The organism is Psychrobacter sp. ANT_WB68, assembly GCF_008369115.1.
Classification (GTDB): domain Bacteria; phylum Pseudomonadota; class Gammaproteobacteria; order Pseudomonadales; family Moraxellaceae; genus Psychrobacter.
In genome coordinates this window covers 40,390-60,433 of the sequence record NZ_VOAZ01000005.1, presented here as the reverse complement: position 1 = coordinate 60,433, position 20,044 = coordinate 40,390, and the positions used below count along the sequence as shown (strand labels likewise).

Below are 20,044 nucleotides of genomic sequence, written 5' to 3'. Positions count from 1 at the left end.
CTCATGCCTATCGTAAAAGCAAAGCCAACATCACCAGGCCGTCGTTTTGTTGAAAAAGTGGTGCATCCACACCTTTACAAAGGTCGTCCTTTTGCAGCGCTTCTCGAATCAAAAAGTAAGTCAGGTGGTCGTAACAATAATGGTCGCATCACGACTCGTCACATCGGTGGTGGTCATAAGCAACATTATCGTATTATCGATTTCAAACGTACTAAAGACAATATTCCAGCCACGGTAGAGCGTATTGAATACGATCCTAACCGTACTGCGCACATTGCTTTACTTAAGTACGCTGATGGTGAACGCCGCTATATCATTGCTGCTAAAAAACAAGCAGTTGGTGATACAGTAATGTCAGGAGAGAACTCTCCAATCCGTCCAGGTAACTGTTTACCGTTGAAAAACATCCCATTGGGTACTGTGATTCACAATATCGAACTTAAAATCGGTAAAGGTGCACAGCTAGCTCGTTCTGCGGGTGCCAGCGTTCAATTACTAGGTCGCGACGGTATTTATGCTATTCTACGTCTACGTTCTGGCGAAACACGCCGTGTACACGTGAACTGCCGTGCTGTTATTGGTGAAGTTTCTAACACTGAAAACAACTTGAAATCACTTGGTAAAGCCGGTGCTTCACGTTGGCGTGGTGTTCGTCCTTCTGTTCGTGGTGTTGCTATGAACCCGGTTGATCACCCACATGGTGGTGGTGAAGGTCGTAACAAAGGTCGCCATCCAACCAGCCCTTGGGGTCAGAAGTCTAAAGGACTTAAAACGCGTCATAATAAGCGTACTGACAGTATGATCATCCGCCGCCGCGCCAAGAAGAAATAAAGGAAGAACTTCATGCCTCGTTCATTGAAAAAAGGTCCATTCATAGACGCGCACTTGTTTGCTAAAGTTGAGAATGCATTAGACACCAACTCACGCAAACCAATTAAGACTTGGTCGCGCCGCTCGATGATTTTGCCACAAATGGTTGGCCTAACTTTATCTGTTCACAACGGTCGTACTCACGTACCGGTTATCGTGAGCGAACAGATGGTTGGTCATAAACTAGGTGAATTTGCCCCGACTCGTACGTATCGTGGTCATGGCATTGACAGAAAAGCTAAGAAATAAGGTGCTTACCATGGAAGTAACTGCAAAATTACGCGGTGCCGCCATTTCGGCACAAAAAGTTAGACTCGTTGCCGATGAAGTTCGTGGCAAATCTATCGAGCGTGCTTTGGATATCCTAACGTATAGTAATAAAAAAGGCGCTGTGTTTGTTAAGAAATGTCTTAACTCAGCCATCGCCAATGCTGAACATAACAACGGTTTAGATATTGATACCCTTAAAGTATCAACCATCTATGTTGATGAAGGCATTACGCTAAAACGTATCCTACCACGTGCTAAAGGTCGCGCTGATCGTATCAGTAAGCGTACTTGTCACATCACTATAAAGGTAGGAGAATAAGTTATGGGTCAAAAAGTACATCCAATCGGAATTCGTCTTGGTGTTGTCAAAAAGCATAACGCAAACTGGTATGCTAACCCTAAACAATACTCAGAATACCTGATCAACGACATTCAAGTTCGCGAGTATCTACGCAAAAAACTAGATAATGCTATGATTAGCAATATCATGATTGAGCGTCCTACTGGTGCTGCTAAGATTACCATCGCCACTGCGCGTCCTGGTATTGTTATCGGTAAGAAAGGCGAAGATATCGAAAGACTTCAAAAAGAATTGACCAAAATCATGGGCGTACCTGCTCAGGTCAATATTGAAGAAATCACGTCACCTGATCTTGATGCACGTTTGGTCGCTGATGGTATCGGCAGCCAGCTTGAGCGTCGCGTTATGTTCCGTCGTGCGATGAAGCGCGCGGTACAGAACAGCATGCGCTCTGGTGCTAAAGGTATTAAAGTTGAGTTGTCTGGCCGTCTTGGCGGTGCTGAGATTGCTCGTACTGAATGGTATCGTGAAGGTCGTGTGCCATTGCATACACTCCGCGCTGATATTGACTACGCGTCAGTCCGTGCAGAAACCACTTACGGCACTATCGGTGTAAAAGTTTGGATTTTCCGTGGCGAAATCCTTGACGGTATGAACAGCGTATATAATCCCGTCAAAGAAGAGCAGACTCGCGCGCCAAAACGCCGTGGTCGTGGAAACGGAAACCGTCGAAACACAGACAGAGGTTAAACTATGTTACAGCCAAAACGTACCAAGTTTCGTAAAATGCATAAAGGTCGTAACACTGGGCTAGCTCATCGTGGAAGCACCGTTGCATTCGGACAAATTGGTCTAAAATCGTTGACTCGTGGTCGTATGACTGCCCGTCAAATTGAAGCAGCACGTCGTACCATCACTCGTAAAATTAAGCGTGGCGGTAAGATTTGGATTCGTGTATTCCCAGACAAACCAATTACCAATAAACCACTAGAAGTACGTATGGGTAAAGGTAAAGGTCCTGTAGAATATTGGGTATGCGAAATCAAACCTGGTAAAGTGCTATATGAACTCGAAGGGGTTTCAGAAGAACTTGCTCGCGAAGCGTTAACGCTTGCTGCAGCAAAACTGCCCTTTAAAACTACCATTGTTAAGCGGACGATAATGTAATGAAGATCAGTGAATTACGTGATAAATCATTAGAAGAACTGACTCAGTTACTTGATGAAAAGCAACTTGATGCTTTCCGTATTCGTATGGCTAAAGCAACTGGTCAGTTGGGTAATACCCATGAAGTCAGAGGCAATCGTCGCACGATTGCTCAGATTCAGACTTTGATTAACGAGAAACAACGAGGCGACTCATGAGCGATAACAATCAAACAGCTAATGCTAGCGTATTGACAGGACGAGTTGTCAGCGACAAGATGGACAAGTCCATCACGGTTTTGATTGAGCGTCTGGTTCGTCATCCTTTGTATGGCAAACAGCTTCGTCGTTCTACCAAAATTAAAGCCCATGATGAAGACAACGTTTGCCAACAAGGTGACCTTGTTCGCATCAAAGAAACGCGTCCAATCTCAAAAACCAAGTCTTGGACTTTGGTTGAAGTGGTTGAAAAAGTAGAAAAAATCTAAGTAAATTGCATTAAAAGCCAGAAGCTGTTAAAATAGCCGCCTTTTTAAGGATGCTGATTGCGCCGAGCGTATATCACTCACATTAAGAGTAGCAGCGGTTATTATTATTAAAATGCCGACTACTCATTCTGTGCTAGCGGCAGCAACTGGTTTTTATTGCTCATACGTGTGGAGTAACGCTATGATTCAGGTTGAATCGATGCTGGAAGTTGCAGATAATAGCGGTGCAAGACGAGTTCAGTGCATTAAAGTACTGGGTGGCTCTCATCGTCGTTATGCATCAGTTGGCGACATTATTAAAGTAACGGTTAAAGAAGCCATTCCTCGTGGTCGTGTTAAAAAAGGCGACGTGATGAATGCGGTAGTTGTACGTACCAAAAAAGGCGTTCGTCGTCCTGATGGTTCAGTTCTGCGTTTTGACGACAATGCTGCGGTATTGTTGAACCAAAATAAAGCACCGATTGCAACTCGTATTTTTGGACCGGTAACTCGTGAACTACGTGGTGATCAGTTTATGAAAATTGTATCACTAGCACCAGAAGTATTGTGAGGTAATCCATGTCAAAATTACGTAAAGGCGATACAGTTATCGTGATTGCTGGGAAAGACAAAGGCAAGCAAGGTACTGTGCAAGCTGTAAAAAATGATCGTATTAAAGTTGAAGGCATTAATATTGTTACTAAACATCAGAAGCCAAATCAGGCAACTGGCGTTGAAGGTGGCATTCTTAAGCAAGAAGCTTTTCTGCATATCTCAAATGTCGCAATATTAAATGCGCAAACCCAAAAAGCTGATCGTATTACTTATCAATTCGGCGAAGACGGCAAGAAACAACGCGTCTATCGTTCGAACGGTGAAGTAGTGGCGACTGCGTAAGACACTAAGGGTGTAATGGTAATGGCAAGATTAAAATCTTTATATAACGAAGAATTAAAGCAGCAAATCAAAGAAGAACTTGGTTTGGCGAATGTGATGCAAGTGCCTAAAATCACTAAAATCACACTAAACATGGGTGTAGGCGGCGCTTCTCAAGACAAGAAATTGCTTGAAGGTGCAGTCGCTGACATGACCGCGATTGCTGGTCAAAAACCTGTCGTCACCAAAGCGCGTAAATCAGTTGCTGGCTTTAAGATTCGTGAAGAATGGCCAATTGGCTGTAAAGTAACGCTACGCGGTGAGCAAATGTACGAATTTTTAGATCGTCTCATTGCCATTGCAATTCCTCGTATTCGTGATTTCCGCGGTTTTTCACCTAAAGCCTTTGACGGACGTGGTAACTACTCATTGGGTATCAAAGAACAAATCGTATTCCCAGAAGTAGACTTTGACAAGATTGATCGTATCCGCGGTATGGATGTGACAATCACCACGTCAGCTGGTACTGATGAAGAAGGTCGTGCGTTGCTTAAAGCATTCGGCTTCCCATTTAAATAAGGTAAAGACGTTATGGCAAAGAAGAGCATGATTAACCGCGAATTAAAGCGCGAAAAAATGGTTGCTAAGTACGCTGACAAGCGTATCAAGCTAAAAGAAACTATCAGTGATATGACTGCAAGTGACGAAACTCGTATGGAAGCGATGTTAGAGCTACAAGCTCTACCACGTAACTCATCGCCAGTACGTCTGCGCAATCGTTGTGCTATCACAGGTCGTCCTCACGGTTACTTCCGCAAGTTTGGCTTATCACGCAATATGCTGCGTGAGCGTGTCATGCAAGGCGATGTGCCTGGTGTTCGTAAAGCAAGCTGGTAAGGAGTAACTATATGAGTATGCAAGATACCGTTGGGGATATGCTAACCCGTATTCGTAACGCACAAATGGCCAATAAAGTATCGGTAGCAATGCCGAGCTCTAAACTACGTAAATCAATCGCTGACTTATTGGTTAGTGAAGGTTATGTAGCTAGCGCCGTTGTTACTGAAGAAGACAATAACAAAGCAACTTTATCTATCGAATTGAAATATTTCGAAGGCAAAGCTGTTATCGAAACGATTCAACGTTTTAGCCGTCCTGGTTTACGCCAGCATCGCGGTAAAGACGCTATCCCTACCGTTAAACAAGGTATGGGCGTTGCTATCGTATCAACTAGCCAAGGCATCATGACTGATCGTGCTGCACGTGCTGCTGGTATTGGTGGTGAAGTCGTTGCATTTGTAGCGTAAGCTATACGACGACAAAGTCTATTTGACGTTTGTTAGACGTCTAGCAATCTAATAATGATGAATTATTTCACATTGGTAGGTGTCTAACGCGGTCAACTATGCTAAACTAACACGCTTTTTAGCCTGTTAGTTTTTTCGCTAATATAAAGAAGTTAATTTTTTAAGGAATATTCCTATGTCTCGTGTGGCTAAAGCCCCAGTGACGCTGCCAAACGGCGTAAGCGTTACTTTGAACGATCGGCAGGTCGAAGTTAAAGGCAAGAACGGCAATTTGTCTTTACGCCTGCATGATTTGGTCGAGCTGAAACAGGAAGATGATGCAATCATTTTCTCACCTACAGTCGATTCAAAAGAAGCCATGATGCATACTGGCACCATGCGCGCCCTGCTTAACAACTATGTTACAGGCGTTAACGAAGGCTTTGAAAGACGTCTTCAACTAATTGGTGTTGGTTATCGCGCTCAAGCTGCTGGTAATAAAGTAACGTTAAACGTTGGTTACTCACATCCAGTAGAATATACGTTACCTGAAGGTGTATCGGCTGAAACACCAACGCAAACTGAAATTGTTTTGAAATCAAACAATAAGCAGCAGCTTGGCCAAGCAGCGGCTAATATCCGCGCTTTCCGCCCACCAGAGCCTTACAAAGGTAAAGGTATTCGTTATAGTGACGAGCATGTGATTCGCAAAGAAGCCAAGAAAAAATAAGGTGAGTTGAAATGTTTGATAAAAAAGCAGCTCGTCTACGTCGAGCTAAGAAAACCCGCGCACATATCCGTTTCTTGGGCGTTCATCGTCTAACGGTTAACCGTACGCCGAAACACATCTATGCCCAGATTATCTCTCCGAACGGTGGTGAAGTGATTGCTCAGGCATCTACCTTAGACAGCAGTTTGCGTTCAGGCGCAACTGGTAACGCTGATGCAGCGACGTCTGTGGGCCAATTGATCGCAGAACGCGCAAAAGCAGCTGGTATCACTAAAGTTGCCTTTGACCGTAGTGGTTTTAAATATCATGGTCGAGTAAAAGCTTTAGCTGAAGCTGCTCGCGAAAACGGATTGGAGTTTTAATCATGGCTAGAAATGATAAAAATGATAAAAATGAACAGACTGACGGTCTAGTAGAACGCTTAGTTACCGTTGATCGCGTTGCAAAAGTTGTTAAAGGTGGTCGTATTTTCTCTTTCACCGCACTAACTGTAGTGGGTGATGGCAACGGTCGTGTTGGTTTTGGTCGCGGTAAAGCACGTGAAGTGCCAGCTGCTATCCAGAAAGCACTAGAAGCTGCCAAACGTAATATGATTACTGTTGAGCTTAATGATGCAACTTTGTATCATCCAATCAAAGCACGTCATGGTGCTAGTAAAGTTTATATGCAACCTGCATCTGAAGGTACTGGCGTAATCGCTGGTGGCGCAATGCGTGCTGTATTAGAAGTTGCTGGTGTCAAAGATGTTTTGACTAAATGTTATGGTTCTACCAATACCGCTAACGTTGTTCGCGCAACGTTCAATGGTTTACGTGATATGTCAACTCCAGAAAAGATGGCAGCGAAACGTGGTAAATCTGTAGACGAAATCTTGGGTTAACTTAGACTAGGTGAGTTACGATGAAAAAAATGAAAGTCACTCAATTTAAATCGGGTGCCCATCGCCTCAAGAGCCACAAAGCGAGCTTGAAAGGATTGGGTTTACGCCGTATTGGTCATACTGTTGAAGTAGAAGATACTCCTTCAACTCGTGGTATGGTCAATCGCGTTAACTACATGGTAAAAGTGGAGGAAGCGTAATGGGACTTAGATTAAATGAATTATCACCAGGTGTTGGCGCAAAGAAAACTGCCCAACGTCGTGGTCGCGGTATCGGTTCAGGTCTTGGTAAAACTGGTGGTCGTGGTGTAAAAGGTCAGAAATCTCGTTCAGGTTCTAGCATTCGCTCAGGATTTGAAGGTGGTCAAATGCCTTTATATCGTCGCCTACCAAAATTTGGTTTTACCAGTAAAATGGCAATGACGACTGCTGAAGTGCGTCTGTCTGAACTGAATAAAATTGAAGGCGATGTGGTTAGCATTGAAACATTAAAAGCTGCCAACCTTATCCGTCATGACATGAAGCGCGTTCGTATTATGTTGTCAGGCGAAGTCACTAAAGCTTATACTTTTAAAGGTATCAAAGTGACTAAAGGCGCCAAGCAAGCAATCGAAGCTGCTGGTGGTAGCATCGAGGAGTAGTAACGTGTCAAAACAATCAATGTCATCAGCTGGTATACCGCTCAATCCATTTGCATTTATACGTAAGTATGATGAATTATGGACGCGTTTATTATTTTTAATCGGCGCATTGATTGTTTATCGTTTAGGGTCACATATTCCAGTGCCGGGTATCAATCCGGTTAACTTGGCTGATCTGTTTTCGCGCAACGAAAATACCATTCTGAGTATGTTTAACATGTTCTCAGGTGGTGCACTAGAGCGTATGTCCATTATGGCGCTTGGCATCATGCCATATATTTCAGCATCGATTATTGTACAGATGATGTCTGCAGTATTGCCATCGCTTGAAGCCCTCAAAAAAGAAGGTGAAGCGGGACGACGTAAGCTAAATAAGTATACCCGTCAAGGTACACTTGCTTTAGCGCTAGTACAGTCATTAGGAATGTGTGCTGGCTTAATCAGTCAAAATCTTACCTTATCTTCTGGCTTGACCTTTTATATTCCAGCGGTTACCTCATTGGTAGCTGGCGCTATGTTCTTAATGTGGCTTGGTGAGCAGATTACGGAGCGCGGTGTAGGTAATGGTATCTCAATGCTCATTTTTGCGAGTATTGTGGCTGGTACCCCAGGTATGATTTCGCAGTCTATTGAACAGGTCAATCAAGGGCAGATGAACTTGATTGTACTTTTTATCTTTGTGTTGCTAGGTATCGCGGTTACTGCGGGTATTGTTTATATTGAACGTGCTCAGCGTCGTGTACCCGTCAACTATGCGCAGAAACAACAACAAGGTCGCAAGATATATGCTCAGCAGCAGTCACATTTGCCGTTGAAGCTGAACATGGCAGGGGTTATCCCAGCCATTTTTGCTAGCTCGTTATTGTTGTTTCCAGCAAGTTTGGGGCAATGGGTTGGTCAATCAGCTGATCCTACCTTTACGCAAAAGATATTACAGAATATGGCATTGGTGTTGTCTCCAGGACAGCCGCTATATTTGGTTCTGTTTGGCGCAATGATTATTTTCTTCTGTTACTTCTATACGGCACTGGTATTTAGTCCACGTGAAGTAGCTGAAAACCTTAAACGTAGTGGTGCGTATATCCCAGGTATTCGCCCCGGACAACAAACTCAGCGTTACCTCGATCATGTATTAAACCGACTGACCTTTATTGGCGCGATGTATATGACGGTTATTTGTTTAATGCCAATGATCGTCCAGTCATCGTTTGGTGTACCGTTTCAACTTGGTGGTACGTCGTTACTGATTATGGTGGTTGTGGTGATGGACTTCATTTCGCAAATCCAAGCGCATTTGATGACCCATCAATATCATGATCAGACGTTAATTCAATCGCCCACTCAACCTTAAATGAGCGGTACGATATTTCAAGGAGTATGCTATGAAAGTTCAAGCATCAGTTAAGAAGATTTGTGGTAGCTGTAAAGTTGTGCGCCGTAAAGGCCGTGTACATATCATTTGTACCGCAGAACCTCGCCACAAGCAACGTCAAGGTTAATATTTTAATAGAACAAAGCGCTAAGCTTGTACTATTAACTAAATTAATACTTGAAAAATGACGGCGGATGGGATATCATCCGCCACTTGCCGTAGTTTATGCAAAATCTTTTATAAAATAGTCAACGAATGGGCTTGGTTACCAAGTCAAAACAGCGATAATAATTATAAAAGCTTTAGTATTGACAGCAACAAATCTGAAAAATAATGCATTATCAATAGATAAGGCTTGTTTTTCTTTAATGGAGAGAAATCAATGGCTCGTATTGCCGGCGTAAACATTCCGGATAATAAGCATGCTGTTATTTCACTAACTTACATCTTTGGTGTAGGTCGTACCACTGCTCAGAAAATCTTAGAAGCAGTTGGCATTGCCCCTACTACTAAAGTCAGTCAGTTAGATGATACACAGTTAGATGCTATCCGTGCACAAGTTGCAGAATACATGACTGAAGGCGATCTTCGTCGTGAAGTGTCAATGAATATCAAGCGCTTGGTTGATCTTGGTTGTTACCGTGGCATCCGCCATCGCCGTAACCTACCAGTTAGAGGTCAGAACACCAAGAACAACGCTCGTACTCGTAAGGGTCCGACACGCCCTCTCAAAAGATAATTAACTTAGGAAGCTAAAAGATGGCAAAAGACACTCGCAGTCGCAAAAAGGTGACTCGTCGTTCAGTATCGGAGGGCATTGCCCATATCCATGCGTCTTTTAATAACACCATTGTTACGATTACCGATCGTCAGGGTAATGCATTGGCTTGGGCCACTTCAGGTGGACAAGGCTTCCGTGGTTCACGTAAATCTACACCATTTGCAGCTCAGGTTGCAGCTGAAGTCGCTGGTAAAGCGGCTCAAGAATACGGTGTTAAGAATATCGACGTTTTGGTCAAAGGACCAGGACCGGGTCGTGAGTCTGCGGTAAGAGCACTAGGTGCATTGGGTTATAAAGTCAACAGCATCTCTGATGTAACCCCAATCCCACACAATGGTTGCCGTGCGCCGAAAAAGCGCCGCGTCTAATATTAAAGACGAAGCTTTTTACAATAAGAGCTTATAGGAGACATAACAATGGCCCGTTATATTGGACCAAAACTCAAATTATCACGTCGTGAAGGTACAGACTTAGGCCTTAAGTCTGGTGTTAAACCATACGACGTAAAAACGAAAAAATCGGCTCGTCCACCTGGTCAACATGGTGTTAGCCGTAATAAAAGTTCAGAATACTCTCTACAGTTACGCGAAAAACAAAAAGTTAAGCGTATCTACGGTGTATTAGAGCGTCAGTTTGCAAACTACTACAAAGAAGCTGCTCGTAAGCGTGGCGCTACTGGTGAAAACTTGTTAGCAATGCTTGAGAGTCGTCTTGATAACGTAGTATACCGCATGGGCTTCGGCTCGACTCGCGCTGAAGCGCGTCAGCTAGTGAGCCATCGCACTGTGATGGTAAAAAAAGCTGGTCGTGATGAGTTTGTTCGTGTGAACATTCCATCAATTCAGTTGCAAGATGGTGATGTCATCGCTATCCAAGAGAAGTCTCGCGAACAACTACGTATTAAAAACGCTATTGAACTAGCAACACAACGTGGTATTCCAGAATGGCTAGATGTTGATCACAGCAAACTACAAGGCACGTTTAAAAAAGCGCCTGATCGTATTGATCTACCTGCTGAAATCAACGAAAGCTTGATCGTTGAGCTATACTCTAAGTAAGTAACGTGATGCTCGATGTTATGAAAATAGCATTGAGCAATTGACGTTAATTAAACCAGTTTAATAAATCGAGGTGACATCATGATGCTAAGTGCAACTGAGTTTCTAACGCCGAACGCCATTAACGTGGATACGGTTAATGAAACGATTGCGAAAGTCACGCTCGAACCGTTAGAACGCGGCTTTGGGCATACCTTAGGTAATGCCTTACGTCGCATCTTGTTATCTTCATTACCTGGTGCTGCAGTCATTGAAGCTGAGATTGATGGTGTTGACCATGAATACTCAACGCTTGAAGGGCTACAAGAAGACGTGCTTGATTTGCTTTTGAATCTAAAAGGCTTAGCAATCACCCTTCATGACCAAAATGAAGTATTTTTGACCTTGGATAAACAAGGTCCAGGCACTATTACTGCTGCAGACATCACCTTGCCGCATAATGTTGATATTATCAATCCAGAATTGGTATTAGGTACATTAAGCGATCGTGGTCATCTTAAGATGCGTTTGCGTGTAGTAATGGGTCGTGGATATGAGCCAGCAAACCAGCGCCGTGAAGACGGTGACACTAAAGCGATTGGACGCTTGAAGCTTGATGCAAGTTTTAGTCCAGTACTTCGTGTTGCTTATCAGGTTGAGAACGCACGTGTAGAACAACGTACGGATCTTGATCGTCTTATCATTGAGCTTGAAACTAATGGCACTATAGATCCAGAAGAAGCAATTCGTAAAGCAGCCACTATTTTACAACAACAGATTTCTATCTTTGTTGACCTAGAAGCTGAAGAAGCGCCTGAGCCTGTGAAAGAAAAAGAAGAGGTCGATCCGGTGCTATTACGCCCTGTGGACGATCTTGAACTAACGGTTCGCTCAGCCAACTGCTTGAAAGCTGAAAACATTTACTATATCGGTGATTTGGTACAGCGTTCAGAGACTGAACTACTAAAAACCCCAAATCTTGGTAAGAAATCATTAACGGAAATCAAAGACGTATTAGCGTCTAAAGATTTAGAGCTCGGTATGCGCCTAGATAACTGGCCGCCAGCTGACCTTCGTGTTGATGATCGCTTTTCTTATCGTAGCCGTTAAACTTTAAGGATTTTTGACTATGCGCCATCGTAAGAGTGGAGTCAAGCTGGGTCGTACCGGCAGTCATCGTAAGGCAATGTTTCAGAACATGACCAACTCATTATTTGAGCATGAACTGATCAAAACAACTTTACCAAAAGCAAAAGAGTTACGTCGCGTTGCTGAGCCATTAATCACTATGGCTAAAGAAGACAGCGTTGCTAACCGTCGCTTGGCATTTAGCCGTATGCGTAGCAAAGCTATGGTAGGCAAATTATTTGGCACTCTTGGTCCTCGTTACCAAGCTCGTCCAGGTGGTTATTTGCGTATCGTAAAATGCGGTTACCGTGATGGTGACAATGCGCCTATGGCTTATGTAGAATTGGTTGATCGCGACTAATTTTATACGCTAATCGTAAGATAAAAAAAGCTCCAATTAATTGGAGCTTTTTTTTATGCATTTTTTATTTATAGCAGTAGGTCACTGACGTCAGCAGCACCTTGTCTGATAATTTCAGGCTGACCGTCAGTCATATCGACAATGGTAGTCAGCTTGGTGGTTTTGATACCAGCATTGATGAGCCCATCTATTTGATTACCCAGCAAGTCTTCGATTTCAAAGGGATCATCCAATATATCATCGCGATTTGGTAGTATTAATGAGCTGGTCAAAATAGGCTCATCCATCGCCTCTAACAGTGCCTGAGCAATAGCATTACTTGGCACACGAATACCAATGGTTTTTTTCTTTGCATGAGCCAGTTTCTTAGGTACATCTTTGGTGGCGTTTAAAATAAAGGTAATAGGCGCGGGGGTATGCGCTTTAAGCTGTTTAAATTGAACATTGTCTACTGCGGCGTAATTGGCAATCTCACTTAAATCACGACAAAGTAAGGTAAATTGATGTTTATCATCAAGCTCACGAATATGTTTAAGCTTCTCTAATGCATCTTTTGCGCCTAAGCGACAGCCAAAAGCATAACTGGTGTCAGTGGGATAAATGATTAATTGATCCTTACGCAATAATTCTGCCACTTGTTCAATCAGCCGCGGCTGCGGATTTTCTGGATGAATGTAGAATACTTGCATAGTCATTCCTTATTTTATAATTATAGATTACTTAATACGAGGGTTTCTAATATGGTGAATTTAATGAATCATGATTGAATTGAACAGCTTTAATATCAGAGTTTTTTCTAACCAGATAGATATAAAAAATCAAACTTACATATCCACTATACCGCAAAGCAAATATAAGTTTATTGACAAGGCGTTACTATGAGTAGGGAAACGTTAACATAATAAAATATGATGATTCTTAATCACTATGAATAAGCGGTGAGTAAGGTCTTGCAGCTAATCACTACTGCAAATACTCAGTAATGCCTGCAATAACGTTTTGGCATCACGCGGTAGCGTCTGAGGGTCAACAATATACTCTTTCGCTTGTTGACACACATCATGAGCAAAGGTGCTGCCACTAGTGTCAAAGTTTGCAAATAGGTTGTCCTGTGATACTCGAAAATTACGACCGCAAGCTAAGCTAAATAAACACTCTAGCGCCTGTGGTTTGATTTCTACACGCTCAAATGCTTGCTGCTGAGCTGCTGTGCGCCCATCAGGGGCATACCAGTAGCCAAAGTCGCTCAAGCTTCTACGCTCTTTACCAGCTAGGCTCCAGTGACTACATTCATGTAAGGCACTTTGAAAAAAACCATGTGCAAATTCAATACGTGCTGGCTGATTGTCTTTAGCGGGGAAATATTCTGGCTCCCCATTACCGCGAACTAAAATAACCTTTTGCTCAGAAAATAGGGTATTGAATAAGCTTATAAGCCAGTCGGTCGCTGTTTTTTCATTATCATCATAAATATTTTCATCTGCCGCATCTATGCTGGGCTTATCAGAAGAGATATTTATCTGTTGAGTACGAATAAGTTGCAGCCATTGTTTTGATAATACTTCCAATTGCGCTTTCATTTTAGCATTCAAATGATTATTGGTTTTTTTACTGTCCAATGCATTGAGACGTTGTAGTAATCGTTTGGCGTCAAGCGCAGAGAGTAAGTGAGAAAAGTCAGGGTCAATAGTAGGCGATATCATAAGTAAAATATTAACCAAATAAAATATAAGAGATTCGTCGCGCGGTATGCAATAAGAAAATAGCCTAAAAGTAGATACCAACCGAATGCGAGAGTTGGTATCAAAACCAGTGCCAAAAAATCTTAACATACTAGCGCTAGCGCTAATCAGTGCTTTCCGTTAGTATAGCAGGCAATATTATACACCGTTTTTGATCAATGAGGCCGCGCATGTCAAGCACCCCAACAAACAAGCCGTCAGCGCTTCAGGCTGATAAAGCATCAGCACCTACGCCAGCTAACTTGCCAGAGCATATCTCTTTAAGTAAATGGGAAGACAGTGGTTTTGAATGGGTAGGGCAAGTGGCACCCCGCTCTTTTGAGCGTCTTAATGCTCTACTGACGACTGAACATTTACAGTCGGAGCTTCAGATCAAAGCCAATCTCTATCGCCGTAATAATGTACTGCATCTCTCTTTTACCTTAACGGGTGAAATATGGTTAACTTGCCAGCGTTGTTTGCAACCTATCGTTATCGATTTGACCGATGATTATGATATTGCCTTACTCGATAATGAAAGCCAAGTACGCTTAGTTGGTGAAGAGCAGGATTATCTATTGCTTGATGAAATTATCACTGAGCCGGCTCCTGAGCGCTTATTACCGCTTAAAAAATTGGTCGAAGATGAAATCTTACTGAAAACACCTATGGCACCAAAGCATGATGATTGTGAAATGAGTGTTGAGCAGTTTGGTGAGATACCAGAAGAAGAGGAAAAAGAAAATCCTTTTGCGGCGTTAGCATCGTTAAAAGGTAAGTTGTAGTCGTATCAGTGCATATTATAGGTATAAGCCGTTCCATTTAGCCTTTACCGTAGTTATGCTTCATCATAACGCTAGACGTAATTAAAGGCGACTTCATATCTTTTATCGGCTTTCTGCAGAAGAGTGGCAAGCAGGGCTTTATTAATTCGCTAAACATGCGTATAATGTCCCGTTTATTGCATTCTAGCGATCTGCCGCTGGCAGAGAGAAGCTGGCCTCGCAAACGAACTATAGATTTTAGACGTAGTCAGCACTTCAATACGTGTGGCAATCTATTTAACTAATGATGCGTAAGACTTAGGTTGTTGTGATTATATAGCCTCTGTCAGTATCGATTAAAGCTGAATTTCAAGCTTATCCCTTTTAAGTATAGGAGCTATATCATGGCTGTTCAAAAAAGTCGTAAAAGTCGTTCTCGTCGTGACATGCGCCGTTCACATCATCGTATGGAAATCGCTGAGTTAAGCATCGACGCCACCACTGGCGAAAAGCATCGTCGTCATCACATGACTAAAGATGGTTTCTATCGTGGTCGCCAGCTGTTTAAAGTTAGTCAAGACGCTTAAGTTATTTGCTAATTGATGGTTGATGCAAAATGATGATAGTTCCGATAACTATCTATGATTTTACACAGTTGTTATTGGGCAAGCAGTTTGAGCAAACGAAAGCCAAGTTATTTCGCTATCATATATTATGTGGCTAGATAACTTGGCTTTTTGCTATTCATTTTTTATCAGTAAATGTTATAAATGAATCATTTTAAGCAATCGGCTTTTTGGCAGCTATGCTAATAGCCTGCGTCAGTGTATAGTTTAATAGCAGTCAGCTGTCTTAAAGGAATAAGGATAGCAATTACTTTATATAATAAACCTTCTAATTATTCTCTAATTCTATAATGCACCCCATTAATTTAGGGGTATTGCCAATTAAATAAGGAATATTGGTTATGGCCTCTGTACCCGATATGATAAAGAAACAACCCACTCGCATTGCGGTCATCTTCCCAGGACAAGGCTCGCAAGTCGTTGGTATGATGGGCGAGCTTGCTGAAGCATATCCTGACATTCGTGATACCTTTACTGAGGCGAGTACAGCGCTTGGCGAAGATTTATGGGCAATTTGTCAGGATGAAGACAAGCTTAATCAAACCCAATATACTCAGCCGGCGTTATTGACCGCTAGCATCGCCGTTTGGCGCATTTTACAACAAAAAATAGAAGACAAGCCTTGTTACCTAGCGGGTCATTCTCTAGGAGAATATAGCGCCCTCTGTGCCGCTGGTGTGATAACGCTTGCGGATGCCGTCAAGCTGGTGCATAAACGTGGCCAATTGATGCAAGAAGCAGTGGTTGGTATTGATACCGCGATGGCAGCAGTATTAGGTCTAGAAGACCACCGGGTTGAAAACTTGTGTGAACAAGCCGCCGAGCATGTTGATGATGCCATTGTCGGGGCAGCAAACTTTAATAGTCCAGGACAAGTGGTGGTTTCAGGTAATGCGGCAGGCGTCACTGCGGTGATTGATAAAGTACAAAATACCGGCAAAAAAGCCATTCCATTAAAGGTCAGTGTACCGTCACATTGTGCCCTTATGGCGCCCGCGACCAGTGCACTGGCTGAAGAGTTGGCGGCTATTCAATTTGATCAAGCGACCATTCCAGTGATTCAGAACCGTCATGCGCGCGTTGAAACCAGTGCAACAGGCATCAAGCAGGCATTGACTGAGCAGTTAAGTGAACCTGTCTTATGGTCAAAAACCATGCAGGAGCTGGCGGACAAACAAATTAATATTTTAATTGAGTGTGGCAGTGGTAATGTCCTGAGTAATTTGGCGAAGCGTCAAGCGCATCCTATTACTAGCTATCCTACTGACAAGCCCGCCCGTCTAGATAAGTTAATGGAGGTATTATCATGAGCCGTACGATTACATTAGTGACTGGTGCTAGCCGCGGTATTGGCAAAGCCGTTGCCAAACGTTTTGCAAAAGAAGGACATTTTGTTATTGGTACAGCGACCACGGAAAAAGGCGCGGCACTTATTGACGAATATCTACACGATAGTGGCGGTATTGGTCGAGTATTAGATGTGCGTGATACTGCGCAGATTGATAAACTGTTTGAAGAGATTGAAAGCGTCTATGGCGCGGTACAAGTATTGGTCAATAATGCGGGTATTACCCAAGACGGCTTGTTGATGCGCATGAAAGATGAAGATTGGGACAATGTGATTGATACCAATTTAACCTCAGTTTATCGTATGAGTAAACGTGCGGTACGCGGTATGATGAAAGCACGCCGTGGTCGTATCATCAATATTACCTCTGTCGTCGCTCAAATGGGTAACGCAGGTCAATCTAACTATGCGGCGACTAAAGCCGGTGTAGAGGGTTTTAGCCGTACTTTGGCGCGTGAAATAGGCTCACGACAGGTGACCATTAACTGTGTGGCCCCCGGTTTGATTGAAACAGATATGACCGATGAGCTCGATGAGCGCTTACTCAACTCAATGCTCGATGCGGTACCGATTAGCCGTCTTGGTCAGCCAGAAGATATTGCAGCGGCGGTCTCATTCCTAGCGAGTGATGAAGCCAGCTATATTACAGGGGCGGTGATTCCTGTTAATGGTGGCATGTACATGTAGTCATTAGGATTTATCATCCTGATTAAGCGTTACATAGTTATAATAAAAATCTCTGTGAACGAGTGTAAACTATAATAAAGGGTGTTATAATGGCGGATACTTTTTTGTCAAAGCCCTGTATGATAGCAAGGCTTTACCAGACATTAGTCAAAACGTATAACTGGTTATAGTGCACTCAGACATCCATATTAATCTGACCATCCCATTTTATATACACTGCTATAGCGTCCAATCACGGGATTATAGCAATTTGTCAAAATAATAGATCAAAAAGGAGAAATCTACATGAGTAATGATACCGAGCTAAGAGTTAAAGCTGCAGTAGCGGAACAATTAGGTATGAATGTTGAAGACATCAACAATGATGCATCATTTATGGAAGACTTAGGCGCTGATTCATTAGACCTAGTTGAATTGGTTATGTCATTTGAAAGCGATTTTGGCATCACTATTCCTGATGAAGATTCAGCAGAACTAACAACGGTTCAAAAAGCCATTGATTATGTTCAAGCACAGCTATAATTAGCGATTGGCTTAATAGGTTTGATATGACCGTTTATCTTAATAGATAAGCGGTTTTTTTTGCTGATTTTTTATATATATCCTTTGATTGTCTATAGTGGCATATCTTACTTTTTTGACATTATTCTTAAATATGAATTCTACTATTAACGATTGCGTTAACATAAGCTACGCCAAATCAACATTACTCAACATACTATTACTATTCATGCCACCTACCTTTGTCTATAATTAAAACGGTAAGCGGTAATAAAGATGTACTGATTAATAGATCACTTGACGAAACGGTTGAATCCATTAGCCAGTACGATAATAACGATGAATAATAAATAACAATATTTTAAGGAGCAATTATATGGGTATGTTCAGTTTTGCAAAAGATATCGGTGATAAAATCTTTAACCGTGATGATGCCAAGCATGACGCTAAAGCAGAAACCAAAGCAGATGCCAATACCCCAGTACAAAGTAGTGAGCCTTCAGCTCAGTCTGTTGCCAATATTTTACTTCGTCGCATTCAGCAGCAGAATCTTAATATCAGTGACTTAAAAGTTAAATATAATGGTTCAACCGATACTGCTGAAATCAGCGGTAAAGCGAAAACGCAAGCAGACCGTGAAAAAGCTATTATTGCGATTGGTAACGTACAAAACGTTGCTAAAGTCATCGATAATATCGATATTGAAGAAGATGCGCCTGAATCTACTATGTATACGGTAAAATCTGGTGATAGCTTATCTAAAATTGCAAAAGAAGTTTATGGTTCAGCAAATGATTATATGAAAATCTTCGAAGCCAATAAGCCGATGCTTTCTGAGCCTGATAAGATTTATCCTGGTCAAGTACTACGTATCCCTAAGCCATAAGATGATTTTAAATATTAAAAGATAGACTTTTAAACATAAATACTTAAAGTTACATGCTAATAAAAATGCCTCTTATTTTAATAAGAGGCATTTTTTTTGTTTGGTATATTTAATATAGAGGTTATGGCTCAAAGCTTTCTAGTTTGTCCTGCTGCTCTTTGATAGCCCAAGTAATATGTTCATCCAGCATGGCACTATGTATGGCCAATCTTGTACGAAGGTGAGTTATTATCTCTTTACTTCCATCCGCATTGCCGAGAGCAATGGCAATATTACGTAAAAAATTCACGTAACCTGTGCGTCTAAGTGGACTGCCTTCAGTCTTCTTCATAAACTCCGCTTCTTGCCATTGCCATAGTTCAAGCAAACTGCTGCTATCAAGATTGTGCCTTGGCGCAAAATCGTCTACCGACGCTAAATTGGCATAGCGATTCCATGGACAAATAAGCTGACAGTCATCACAGCCAAAGATACGATTACCAATAGCGCGGCGGTATTTGCTATCAATCACACCATCGTGCTCAATAGTGAGGTAAGAGATACAGGCAGAAGCATTGAGCTCGTAGGGCGCGACAATAGCTTGGGTAGGGCAGATGTCGATACAAGCGCTGCAGCTACCACAATGCTCTTTGACAGGTGCATCATCGGGCAGCTCGAGGCTCATAAACAGCTCACCCAGTACAAAGAATGAGCCGGCTTGCTTGTTGATGAGCAATGTATGTTTGCCCGTCCAGCCGAGACCTGCTGCGTCGGCAATAGGGCGCTCAAAGATAGGTGCCGAATCACTAAAGGGTCTAAAAATAAAATCTTGCTCTGAGCCGATATTAAGATGCTGCCATTCAGGAAGCATGGCTTCAATTCTTAATGCCAATTGCTTGAGACGACTACGCATTGTTTTATGATAATCGCGTCCTCTAGCATAACGGGCAATAATACCTTGATTGGGATAATGATAATCAGTGACTGCTCGCGGAGTTGGGGTTTGGGTTAAGTAATCCATGCGTACGCTGATAATGGTTTTCGCGCCTTCTACCAGCTGTTCGGGATGGGCGCGTAGCTGATGGTTGTTATGCATAAACTGCAACTGACCTTCATAACCCTTAGCTAACCATTGTTGTAGTCGTTCGGTCTGCTGAATAAATAAAGGATGATGCACCGATAAAAACCCACAGTCAGCAAAGCCTAAGGCTTGTGCTTGGGCTTTAATCCATTGCTTAACGTCTACTGCTGTCGCAAATGTCAGCGTATTATTAACGGCGATATTATTAACAGTATTAGCGGCTATCTTCGCTTTGGGTAGATGATTAGAGGCAGCTGACAGAGGATCAACTAACGTCTGCTCATTGGATATCTGCGTAGTTGATGGC

General features: G+C 42.6%; 32 protein-coding genes and 1 pseudogene. 30 read left to right on the top strand and 3 right to left on the bottom strand.

Features of this window, described 5'->3' with window-relative positions; translation table 11 throughout:
* The first annotated feature begins 3 nt into the window (after positions 1 to 3).
* The 24 genes and pseudogenes from rplB (at position 4) to rplQ (ending at position 12,144) form a co-directional block, all read left to right on the top strand.
* Complete coding sequence (gene rplB / locus FQ084_RS12370) at positions 4 to 831, top strand: 50S ribosomal protein L2 (RefSeq protein ID WP_149490928.1); 828 nt, start codon at positions 4 to 6, stop codon at positions 829 to 831.
* 12 nt (positions 832 to 843) lie between these two features.
* The gene (gene rpsS / locus FQ084_RS12365) at positions 844 to 1,119 is read left to right on the top strand and encodes a 30S ribosomal protein S19 (RefSeq protein WP_021813372.1); all 276 of its coding nucleotides are present in this window, start codon (positions 844 to 846) and stop codon (positions 1,117 to 1,119) included.
* A 10-nt stretch (positions 1,120 to 1,129) separates the two neighbouring features.
* Positions 1,130 to 1,459 carry a 50S ribosomal protein L22 gene (gene rplV / locus FQ084_RS12360; RefSeq protein WP_045446615.1) on the top strand — a complete coding sequence of 110 codons (330 nt, stop codon included), beginning with the start codon at positions 1,130 to 1,132 and terminating at the stop codon, positions 1,457 to 1,459.
* Between the two features lie 3 nt (positions 1,460 to 1,462).
* Positions 1,463 to 2,255, top strand: a pseudogene (gene rpsC / locus FQ084_RS12355) (30S ribosomal protein S3).
* Entirely contained in the window at positions 2,195 to 2,608 is a 414-nt protein-coding gene (gene rplP / locus FQ084_RS12350; protein WP_068034608.1) for a 50S ribosomal protein L16, read from the top strand. Before rpsC ends, rplP begins: the two are co-directional and overlap by 61 nt.
* Positions 2,608 to 2,805 carry a 50S ribosomal protein L29 gene (gene rpmC / locus FQ084_RS12345; RefSeq protein ID WP_010196696.1) on the top strand — a complete coding sequence of 66 codons (198 nt, stop codon included), beginning with the start codon at positions 2,608 to 2,610 and terminating at the stop codon, positions 2,803 to 2,805. Before rplP ends, rpmC begins: the two co-directional genes overlap by 1 nt.
* Positions 2,802 to 3,074: a 30S ribosomal protein S17 gene (gene rpsQ / locus FQ084_RS12340; RefSeq protein ID WP_068408467.1), complete on the top strand. Its 273-nt coding sequence runs from the start codon at positions 2,802 to 2,804 to the stop codon at positions 3,072 to 3,074. The genes rpmC and rpsQ overlap by 4 nt, the downstream gene beginning before the upstream one ends.
* A 181-nt stretch (positions 3,075 to 3,255) precedes the next feature.
* On the top strand, positions 3,256 to 3,624 hold the full coding sequence (gene rplN, locus FQ084_RS12335; RefSeq protein WP_010196702.1) for a 50S ribosomal protein L14: 369 nt from the start codon (positions 3,256 to 3,258) through the stop codon (positions 3,622 to 3,624).
* An 8-nt stretch (positions 3,625 to 3,632) separates the two neighbouring features.
* The gene (gene rplX / locus FQ084_RS12330; protein ID WP_011279796.1) at positions 3,633 to 3,950 is read left to right on the top strand and encodes a 50S ribosomal protein L24; all 318 of its coding nucleotides are present in this window, start codon (positions 3,633 to 3,635) and stop codon (positions 3,948 to 3,950) included.
* Positions 3,951 to 3,971: 21 nt separating this feature from the next.
* Positions 3,972 to 4,508, top strand: a complete 537-nt coding sequence (gene rplE / locus FQ084_RS12325; RefSeq protein WP_102077550.1) for a 50S ribosomal protein L5 — start codon at positions 3,972 to 3,974, stop codon at positions 4,506 to 4,508.
* A 12-nt stretch (positions 4,509 to 4,520) separates the two neighbouring features.
* Positions 4,521 to 4,826 carry a 30S ribosomal protein S14 gene (rpsN, locus tag FQ084_RS12320; protein WP_021813378.1) on the top strand — a complete coding sequence of 102 codons (306 nt, stop codon included), beginning with the start codon at positions 4,521 to 4,523 and terminating at the stop codon, positions 4,824 to 4,826.
* A gap of 11 nt (positions 4,827 to 4,837) precedes the next feature.
* A complete protein-coding gene (rpsH, locus tag FQ084_RS12315; RefSeq protein WP_149490926.1) occupies positions 4,838 to 5,236 on the top strand; it encodes a 30S ribosomal protein S8 in 399 nt (132 codons plus the stop codon).
* A 175-nt stretch (positions 5,237 to 5,411) separates the two neighbouring features.
* Positions 5,412 to 5,945, top strand: coding sequence for a 50S ribosomal protein L6 (rplF, locus tag FQ084_RS12310; protein ID WP_149490925.1), 534 nt, complete (start codon positions 5,412 to 5,414; stop codon positions 5,943 to 5,945).
* Positions 5,946 to 5,956: 11 nt separating this feature from the next.
* Complete coding sequence (gene rplR / locus FQ084_RS12305; protein WP_149490924.1) at positions 5,957 to 6,307, top strand: 50S ribosomal protein L18; 351 nt, start codon at positions 5,957 to 5,959, stop codon at positions 6,305 to 6,307.
* Positions 6,308 to 6,309: 2 nt separating this feature from the next.
* On the top strand, positions 6,310 to 6,825 hold the full coding sequence (rpsE, locus tag FQ084_RS12300; protein WP_010196711.1) for a 30S ribosomal protein S5: 516 nt from the start codon (positions 6,310 to 6,312) through the stop codon (positions 6,823 to 6,825).
* 20 nt (positions 6,826 to 6,845) lie between these two features.
* On the top strand, positions 6,846 to 7,025 hold the full coding sequence (gene rpmD, locus FQ084_RS12295; protein ID WP_068408453.1) for a 50S ribosomal protein L30: 180 nt from the start codon (positions 6,846 to 6,848) through the stop codon (positions 7,023 to 7,025).
* The gene (gene rplO / locus FQ084_RS12290; RefSeq protein ID WP_149490923.1) at positions 7,025 to 7,465 is read left to right on the top strand and encodes a 50S ribosomal protein L15; all 441 of its coding nucleotides are present in this window, start codon (positions 7,025 to 7,027) and stop codon (positions 7,463 to 7,465) included. The genes rpmD and rplO overlap by 1 nt, the downstream gene beginning before the upstream one ends.
* A gap of 19 nt (positions 7,466 to 7,484) precedes the next feature.
* Complete coding sequence (secY, locus tag FQ084_RS12285) at positions 7,485 to 8,816, top strand: preprotein translocase subunit SecY (protein WP_188032972.1); 1,332 nt, start codon at positions 7,485 to 7,487, stop codon at positions 8,814 to 8,816.
* A gap of 31 nt (positions 8,817 to 8,847) precedes the next feature.
* Positions 8,848 to 8,964, top strand: coding sequence for a 50S ribosomal protein L36 (gene rpmJ, locus FQ084_RS12280; protein WP_010196721.1), 117 nt, complete (start codon positions 8,848 to 8,850; stop codon positions 8,962 to 8,964).
* A gap of 255 nt (positions 8,965 to 9,219) precedes the next feature.
* Positions 9,220 to 9,576: a 30S ribosomal protein S13 gene (gene rpsM / locus FQ084_RS12275; RefSeq protein ID WP_149490921.1), complete on the top strand. Its 357-nt coding sequence runs from the start codon at positions 9,220 to 9,222 to the stop codon at positions 9,574 to 9,576.
* 20 nt (positions 9,577 to 9,596) lie between these two features.
* Positions 9,597 to 9,986, top strand: a complete 390-nt coding sequence (gene rpsK / locus FQ084_RS12270; RefSeq protein ID WP_045454458.1) for a 30S ribosomal protein S11 — start codon at positions 9,597 to 9,599, stop codon at positions 9,984 to 9,986.
* A 48-nt stretch (positions 9,987 to 10,034) separates the two neighbouring features.
* Positions 10,035 to 10,676 (top strand): 30S ribosomal protein S4, encoded by a 642-nt coding sequence (gene rpsD / locus FQ084_RS12265; protein ID WP_011279807.1) that lies wholly within the window; start codon positions 10,035 to 10,037, stop codon positions 10,674 to 10,676.
* Between the two features lie 81 nt (positions 10,677 to 10,757).
* Positions 10,758 to 11,765, top strand: a complete 1,008-nt coding sequence (locus tag FQ084_RS12260; protein WP_068408445.1) for a DNA-directed RNA polymerase subunit alpha — start codon at positions 10,758 to 10,760, stop codon at positions 11,763 to 11,765.
* A 19-nt stretch (positions 11,766 to 11,784) separates the two neighbouring features.
* A complete protein-coding gene (gene rplQ, locus FQ084_RS12255; RefSeq protein WP_011279809.1) occupies positions 11,785 to 12,144 on the top strand; it encodes a 50S ribosomal protein L17 in 360 nt (119 codons plus the stop codon).
* 68 nt (positions 12,145 to 12,212) lie between these two features.
* Here the strand turns inward: rplQ and FQ084_RS12250 are convergent, their stop codons facing one another.
* Complete coding sequence (locus tag FQ084_RS12250) at positions 12,213 to 12,833, bottom strand: L-threonylcarbamoyladenylate synthase (RefSeq protein ID WP_149490920.1); 621 nt, start codon at positions 12,831 to 12,833, stop codon at positions 12,213 to 12,215.
* A gap of 267 nt (positions 12,834 to 13,100) precedes the next feature.
* Positions 13,101 to 13,847, bottom strand: a complete 747-nt coding sequence (locus FQ084_RS12245) for an elongation factor P hydroxylase (protein ID WP_149490919.1) — start codon at positions 13,845 to 13,847, stop codon at positions 13,101 to 13,103.
* A gap of 209 nt (positions 13,848 to 14,056) precedes the next feature.
* Here FQ084_RS12245 and FQ084_RS12240 point away from each other — a divergent pair, with 209 nt between their 5' ends.
* The 6 genes from FQ084_RS12240 (at position 14,057) to lysM (ending at position 18,677) form a co-directional block, all read left to right on the top strand.
* The gene (locus tag FQ084_RS12240; RefSeq protein ID WP_149490918.1) at positions 14,057 to 14,650 is read left to right on the top strand and encodes a YceD family protein; all 594 of its coding nucleotides are present in this window, start codon (positions 14,057 to 14,059) and stop codon (positions 14,648 to 14,650) included.
* Between the two features lie 383 nt (positions 14,651 to 15,033).
* On the top strand, positions 15,034 to 15,216 hold the full coding sequence (gene rpmF, locus FQ084_RS12235; RefSeq protein ID WP_079691010.1) for a 50S ribosomal protein L32: 183 nt from the start codon (positions 15,034 to 15,036) through the stop codon (positions 15,214 to 15,216).
* A 380-nt stretch (positions 15,217 to 15,596) separates the two neighbouring features.
* The gene (gene fabD, locus FQ084_RS12230) at positions 15,597 to 16,565 is read left to right on the top strand and encodes an ACP S-malonyltransferase (protein ID WP_149490917.1); all 969 of its coding nucleotides are present in this window, start codon (positions 15,597 to 15,599) and stop codon (positions 16,563 to 16,565) included.
* Positions 16,556 to 17,290: a 3-oxoacyl-ACP reductase FabG gene (gene fabG, locus FQ084_RS12225; RefSeq protein WP_262880790.1), complete on the top strand. Its 735-nt coding sequence runs from the start codon at positions 16,556 to 16,558 to the stop codon at positions 17,288 to 17,290. The genes fabD and fabG overlap by 10 nt, the downstream gene beginning before the upstream one ends.
* 285 nt (positions 17,291 to 17,575) lie before the next feature.
* Positions 17,576 to 17,812 carry an acyl carrier protein gene (gene acpP, locus FQ084_RS12220; RefSeq protein ID WP_025652201.1) on the top strand — a complete coding sequence of 79 codons (237 nt, stop codon included), beginning with the start codon at positions 17,576 to 17,578 and terminating at the stop codon, positions 17,810 to 17,812.
* A gap of 355 nt (positions 17,813 to 18,167) precedes the next feature.
* Positions 18,168 to 18,677 (top strand): peptidoglycan-binding protein LysM, encoded by a 510-nt coding sequence (gene lysM / locus FQ084_RS12215; protein ID WP_149490915.1) that lies wholly within the window; start codon positions 18,168 to 18,170, stop codon positions 18,675 to 18,677.
* 121 nt (positions 18,678 to 18,798) lie between these two features.
* Here lysM and queG read toward each other — a convergent pair whose 3' ends face one another.
* Positions 18,799 to 19,962, bottom strand: a complete 1,164-nt coding sequence (gene queG / locus FQ084_RS12210; protein WP_410477346.1) for a tRNA epoxyqueuosine(34) reductase QueG — start codon at positions 19,960 to 19,962, stop codon at positions 18,799 to 18,801.
* Positions 19,963 to 20,044: the final 82 nt, after the last annotated feature.

Bases quoted from the DNA above. Each gene is read 5' to 3' on its own strand.
- rplB (WP_149490928.1), top strand. From the start codon at position 4: ATGCCTATCGTAAAAGCAAAGCCAACATCACCAGGCCGTCGTTTTGTT.
- rpsS (WP_021813372.1), top strand. From the start codon at position 844: ATGCCTCGTTCATTGAAAAAAGGTCCATTCATAGACGCGCACTTGTTT.
- rplV (WP_045446615.1), top strand. From the start codon at position 1,130: ATGGAAGTAACTGCAAAATTACGCGGTGCCGCCATTTCGGCACAAAAA.
- rplP (WP_068034608.1), top strand. From the start codon at position 2,195: ATGTTACAGCCAAAACGTACCAAGTTTCGTAAAATGCATAAAGGTCGT.
- rpmC (WP_010196696.1), top strand. From the start codon at position 2,608: ATGAAGATCAGTGAATTACGTGATAAATCATTAGAAGAACTGACTCAG.
- rpsQ (WP_068408467.1), top strand. From the start codon at position 2,802: ATGAGCGATAACAATCAAACAGCTAATGCTAGCGTATTGACAGGACGA.
- rplN (WP_010196702.1), top strand. From the start codon at position 3,256: ATGATTCAGGTTGAATCGATGCTGGAAGTTGCAGATAATAGCGGTGCA.
- rplX (WP_011279796.1), top strand. From the start codon at position 3,633: ATGTCAAAATTACGTAAAGGCGATACAGTTATCGTGATTGCTGGGAAA.
- rplE (WP_102077550.1), top strand. From the start codon at position 3,972: ATGGCAAGATTAAAATCTTTATATAACGAAGAATTAAAGCAGCAAATC.
- rpsN (WP_021813378.1), top strand. From the start codon at position 4,521: ATGGCAAAGAAGAGCATGATTAACCGCGAATTAAAGCGCGAAAAAATG.
- rpsH (WP_149490926.1), top strand. From the start codon at position 4,838: ATGAGTATGCAAGATACCGTTGGGGATATGCTAACCCGTATTCGTAAC.
- rplF (WP_149490925.1), top strand. From the start codon at position 5,412: ATGTCTCGTGTGGCTAAAGCCCCAGTGACGCTGCCAAACGGCGTAAGC.
- rplR (WP_149490924.1), top strand. From the start codon at position 5,957: ATGTTTGATAAAAAAGCAGCTCGTCTACGTCGAGCTAAGAAAACCCGC.
- rpsE (WP_010196711.1), top strand. From the start codon at position 6,310: ATGGCTAGAAATGATAAAAATGATAAAAATGAACAGACTGACGGTCTA.
- rpmD (WP_068408453.1), top strand. From the start codon at position 6,846: ATGAAAAAAATGAAAGTCACTCAATTTAAATCGGGTGCCCATCGCCTC.
- rplO (WP_149490923.1), top strand. From the start codon at position 7,025: ATGGGACTTAGATTAAATGAATTATCACCAGGTGTTGGCGCAAAGAAA.
- secY (WP_188032972.1), top strand. From the start codon at position 7,485: ATGTCATCAGCTGGTATACCGCTCAATCCATTTGCATTTATACGTAAG.
- rpmJ (WP_010196721.1), top strand. From the start codon at position 8,848: ATGAAAGTTCAAGCATCAGTTAAGAAGATTTGTGGTAGCTGTAAAGTT.
- rpsM (WP_149490921.1), top strand. From the start codon at position 9,220: ATGGCTCGTATTGCCGGCGTAAACATTCCGGATAATAAGCATGCTGTT.
- rpsK (WP_045454458.1), top strand. From the start codon at position 9,597: ATGGCAAAAGACACTCGCAGTCGCAAAAAGGTGACTCGTCGTTCAGTA.
- rpsD (WP_011279807.1), top strand. From the start codon at position 10,035: ATGGCCCGTTATATTGGACCAAAACTCAAATTATCACGTCGTGAAGGT.
- FQ084_RS12260 (WP_068408445.1), top strand. From the start codon at position 10,758: ATGATGCTAAGTGCAACTGAGTTTCTAACGCCGAACGCCATTAACGTG.
- rplQ (WP_011279809.1), top strand. From the start codon at position 11,785: ATGCGCCATCGTAAGAGTGGAGTCAAGCTGGGTCGTACCGGCAGTCAT.
- FQ084_RS12250 (WP_149490920.1), bottom strand. From the start codon at position 12,833: ATGCAAGTATTCTACATTCATCCAGAAAATCCGCAGCCGCGGCTGATT.
- FQ084_RS12245 (WP_149490919.1), bottom strand. From the start codon at position 13,847: ATGATATCGCCTACTATTGACCCTGACTTTTCTCACTTACTCTCTGCG.
- FQ084_RS12240 (WP_149490918.1), top strand. From the start codon at position 14,057: ATGTCAAGCACCCCAACAAACAAGCCGTCAGCGCTTCAGGCTGATAAA.
- rpmF (WP_079691010.1), top strand. From the start codon at position 15,034: ATGGCTGTTCAAAAAAGTCGTAAAAGTCGTTCTCGTCGTGACATGCGC.
- fabD (WP_149490917.1), top strand. From the start codon at position 15,597: ATGGCCTCTGTACCCGATATGATAAAGAAACAACCCACTCGCATTGCG.
- acpP (WP_025652201.1), top strand. From the start codon at position 17,576: ATGAGTAATGATACCGAGCTAAGAGTTAAAGCTGCAGTAGCGGAACAA.
- lysM (WP_149490915.1), top strand. From the start codon at position 18,168: ATGGGTATGTTCAGTTTTGCAAAAGATATCGGTGATAAAATCTTTAAC.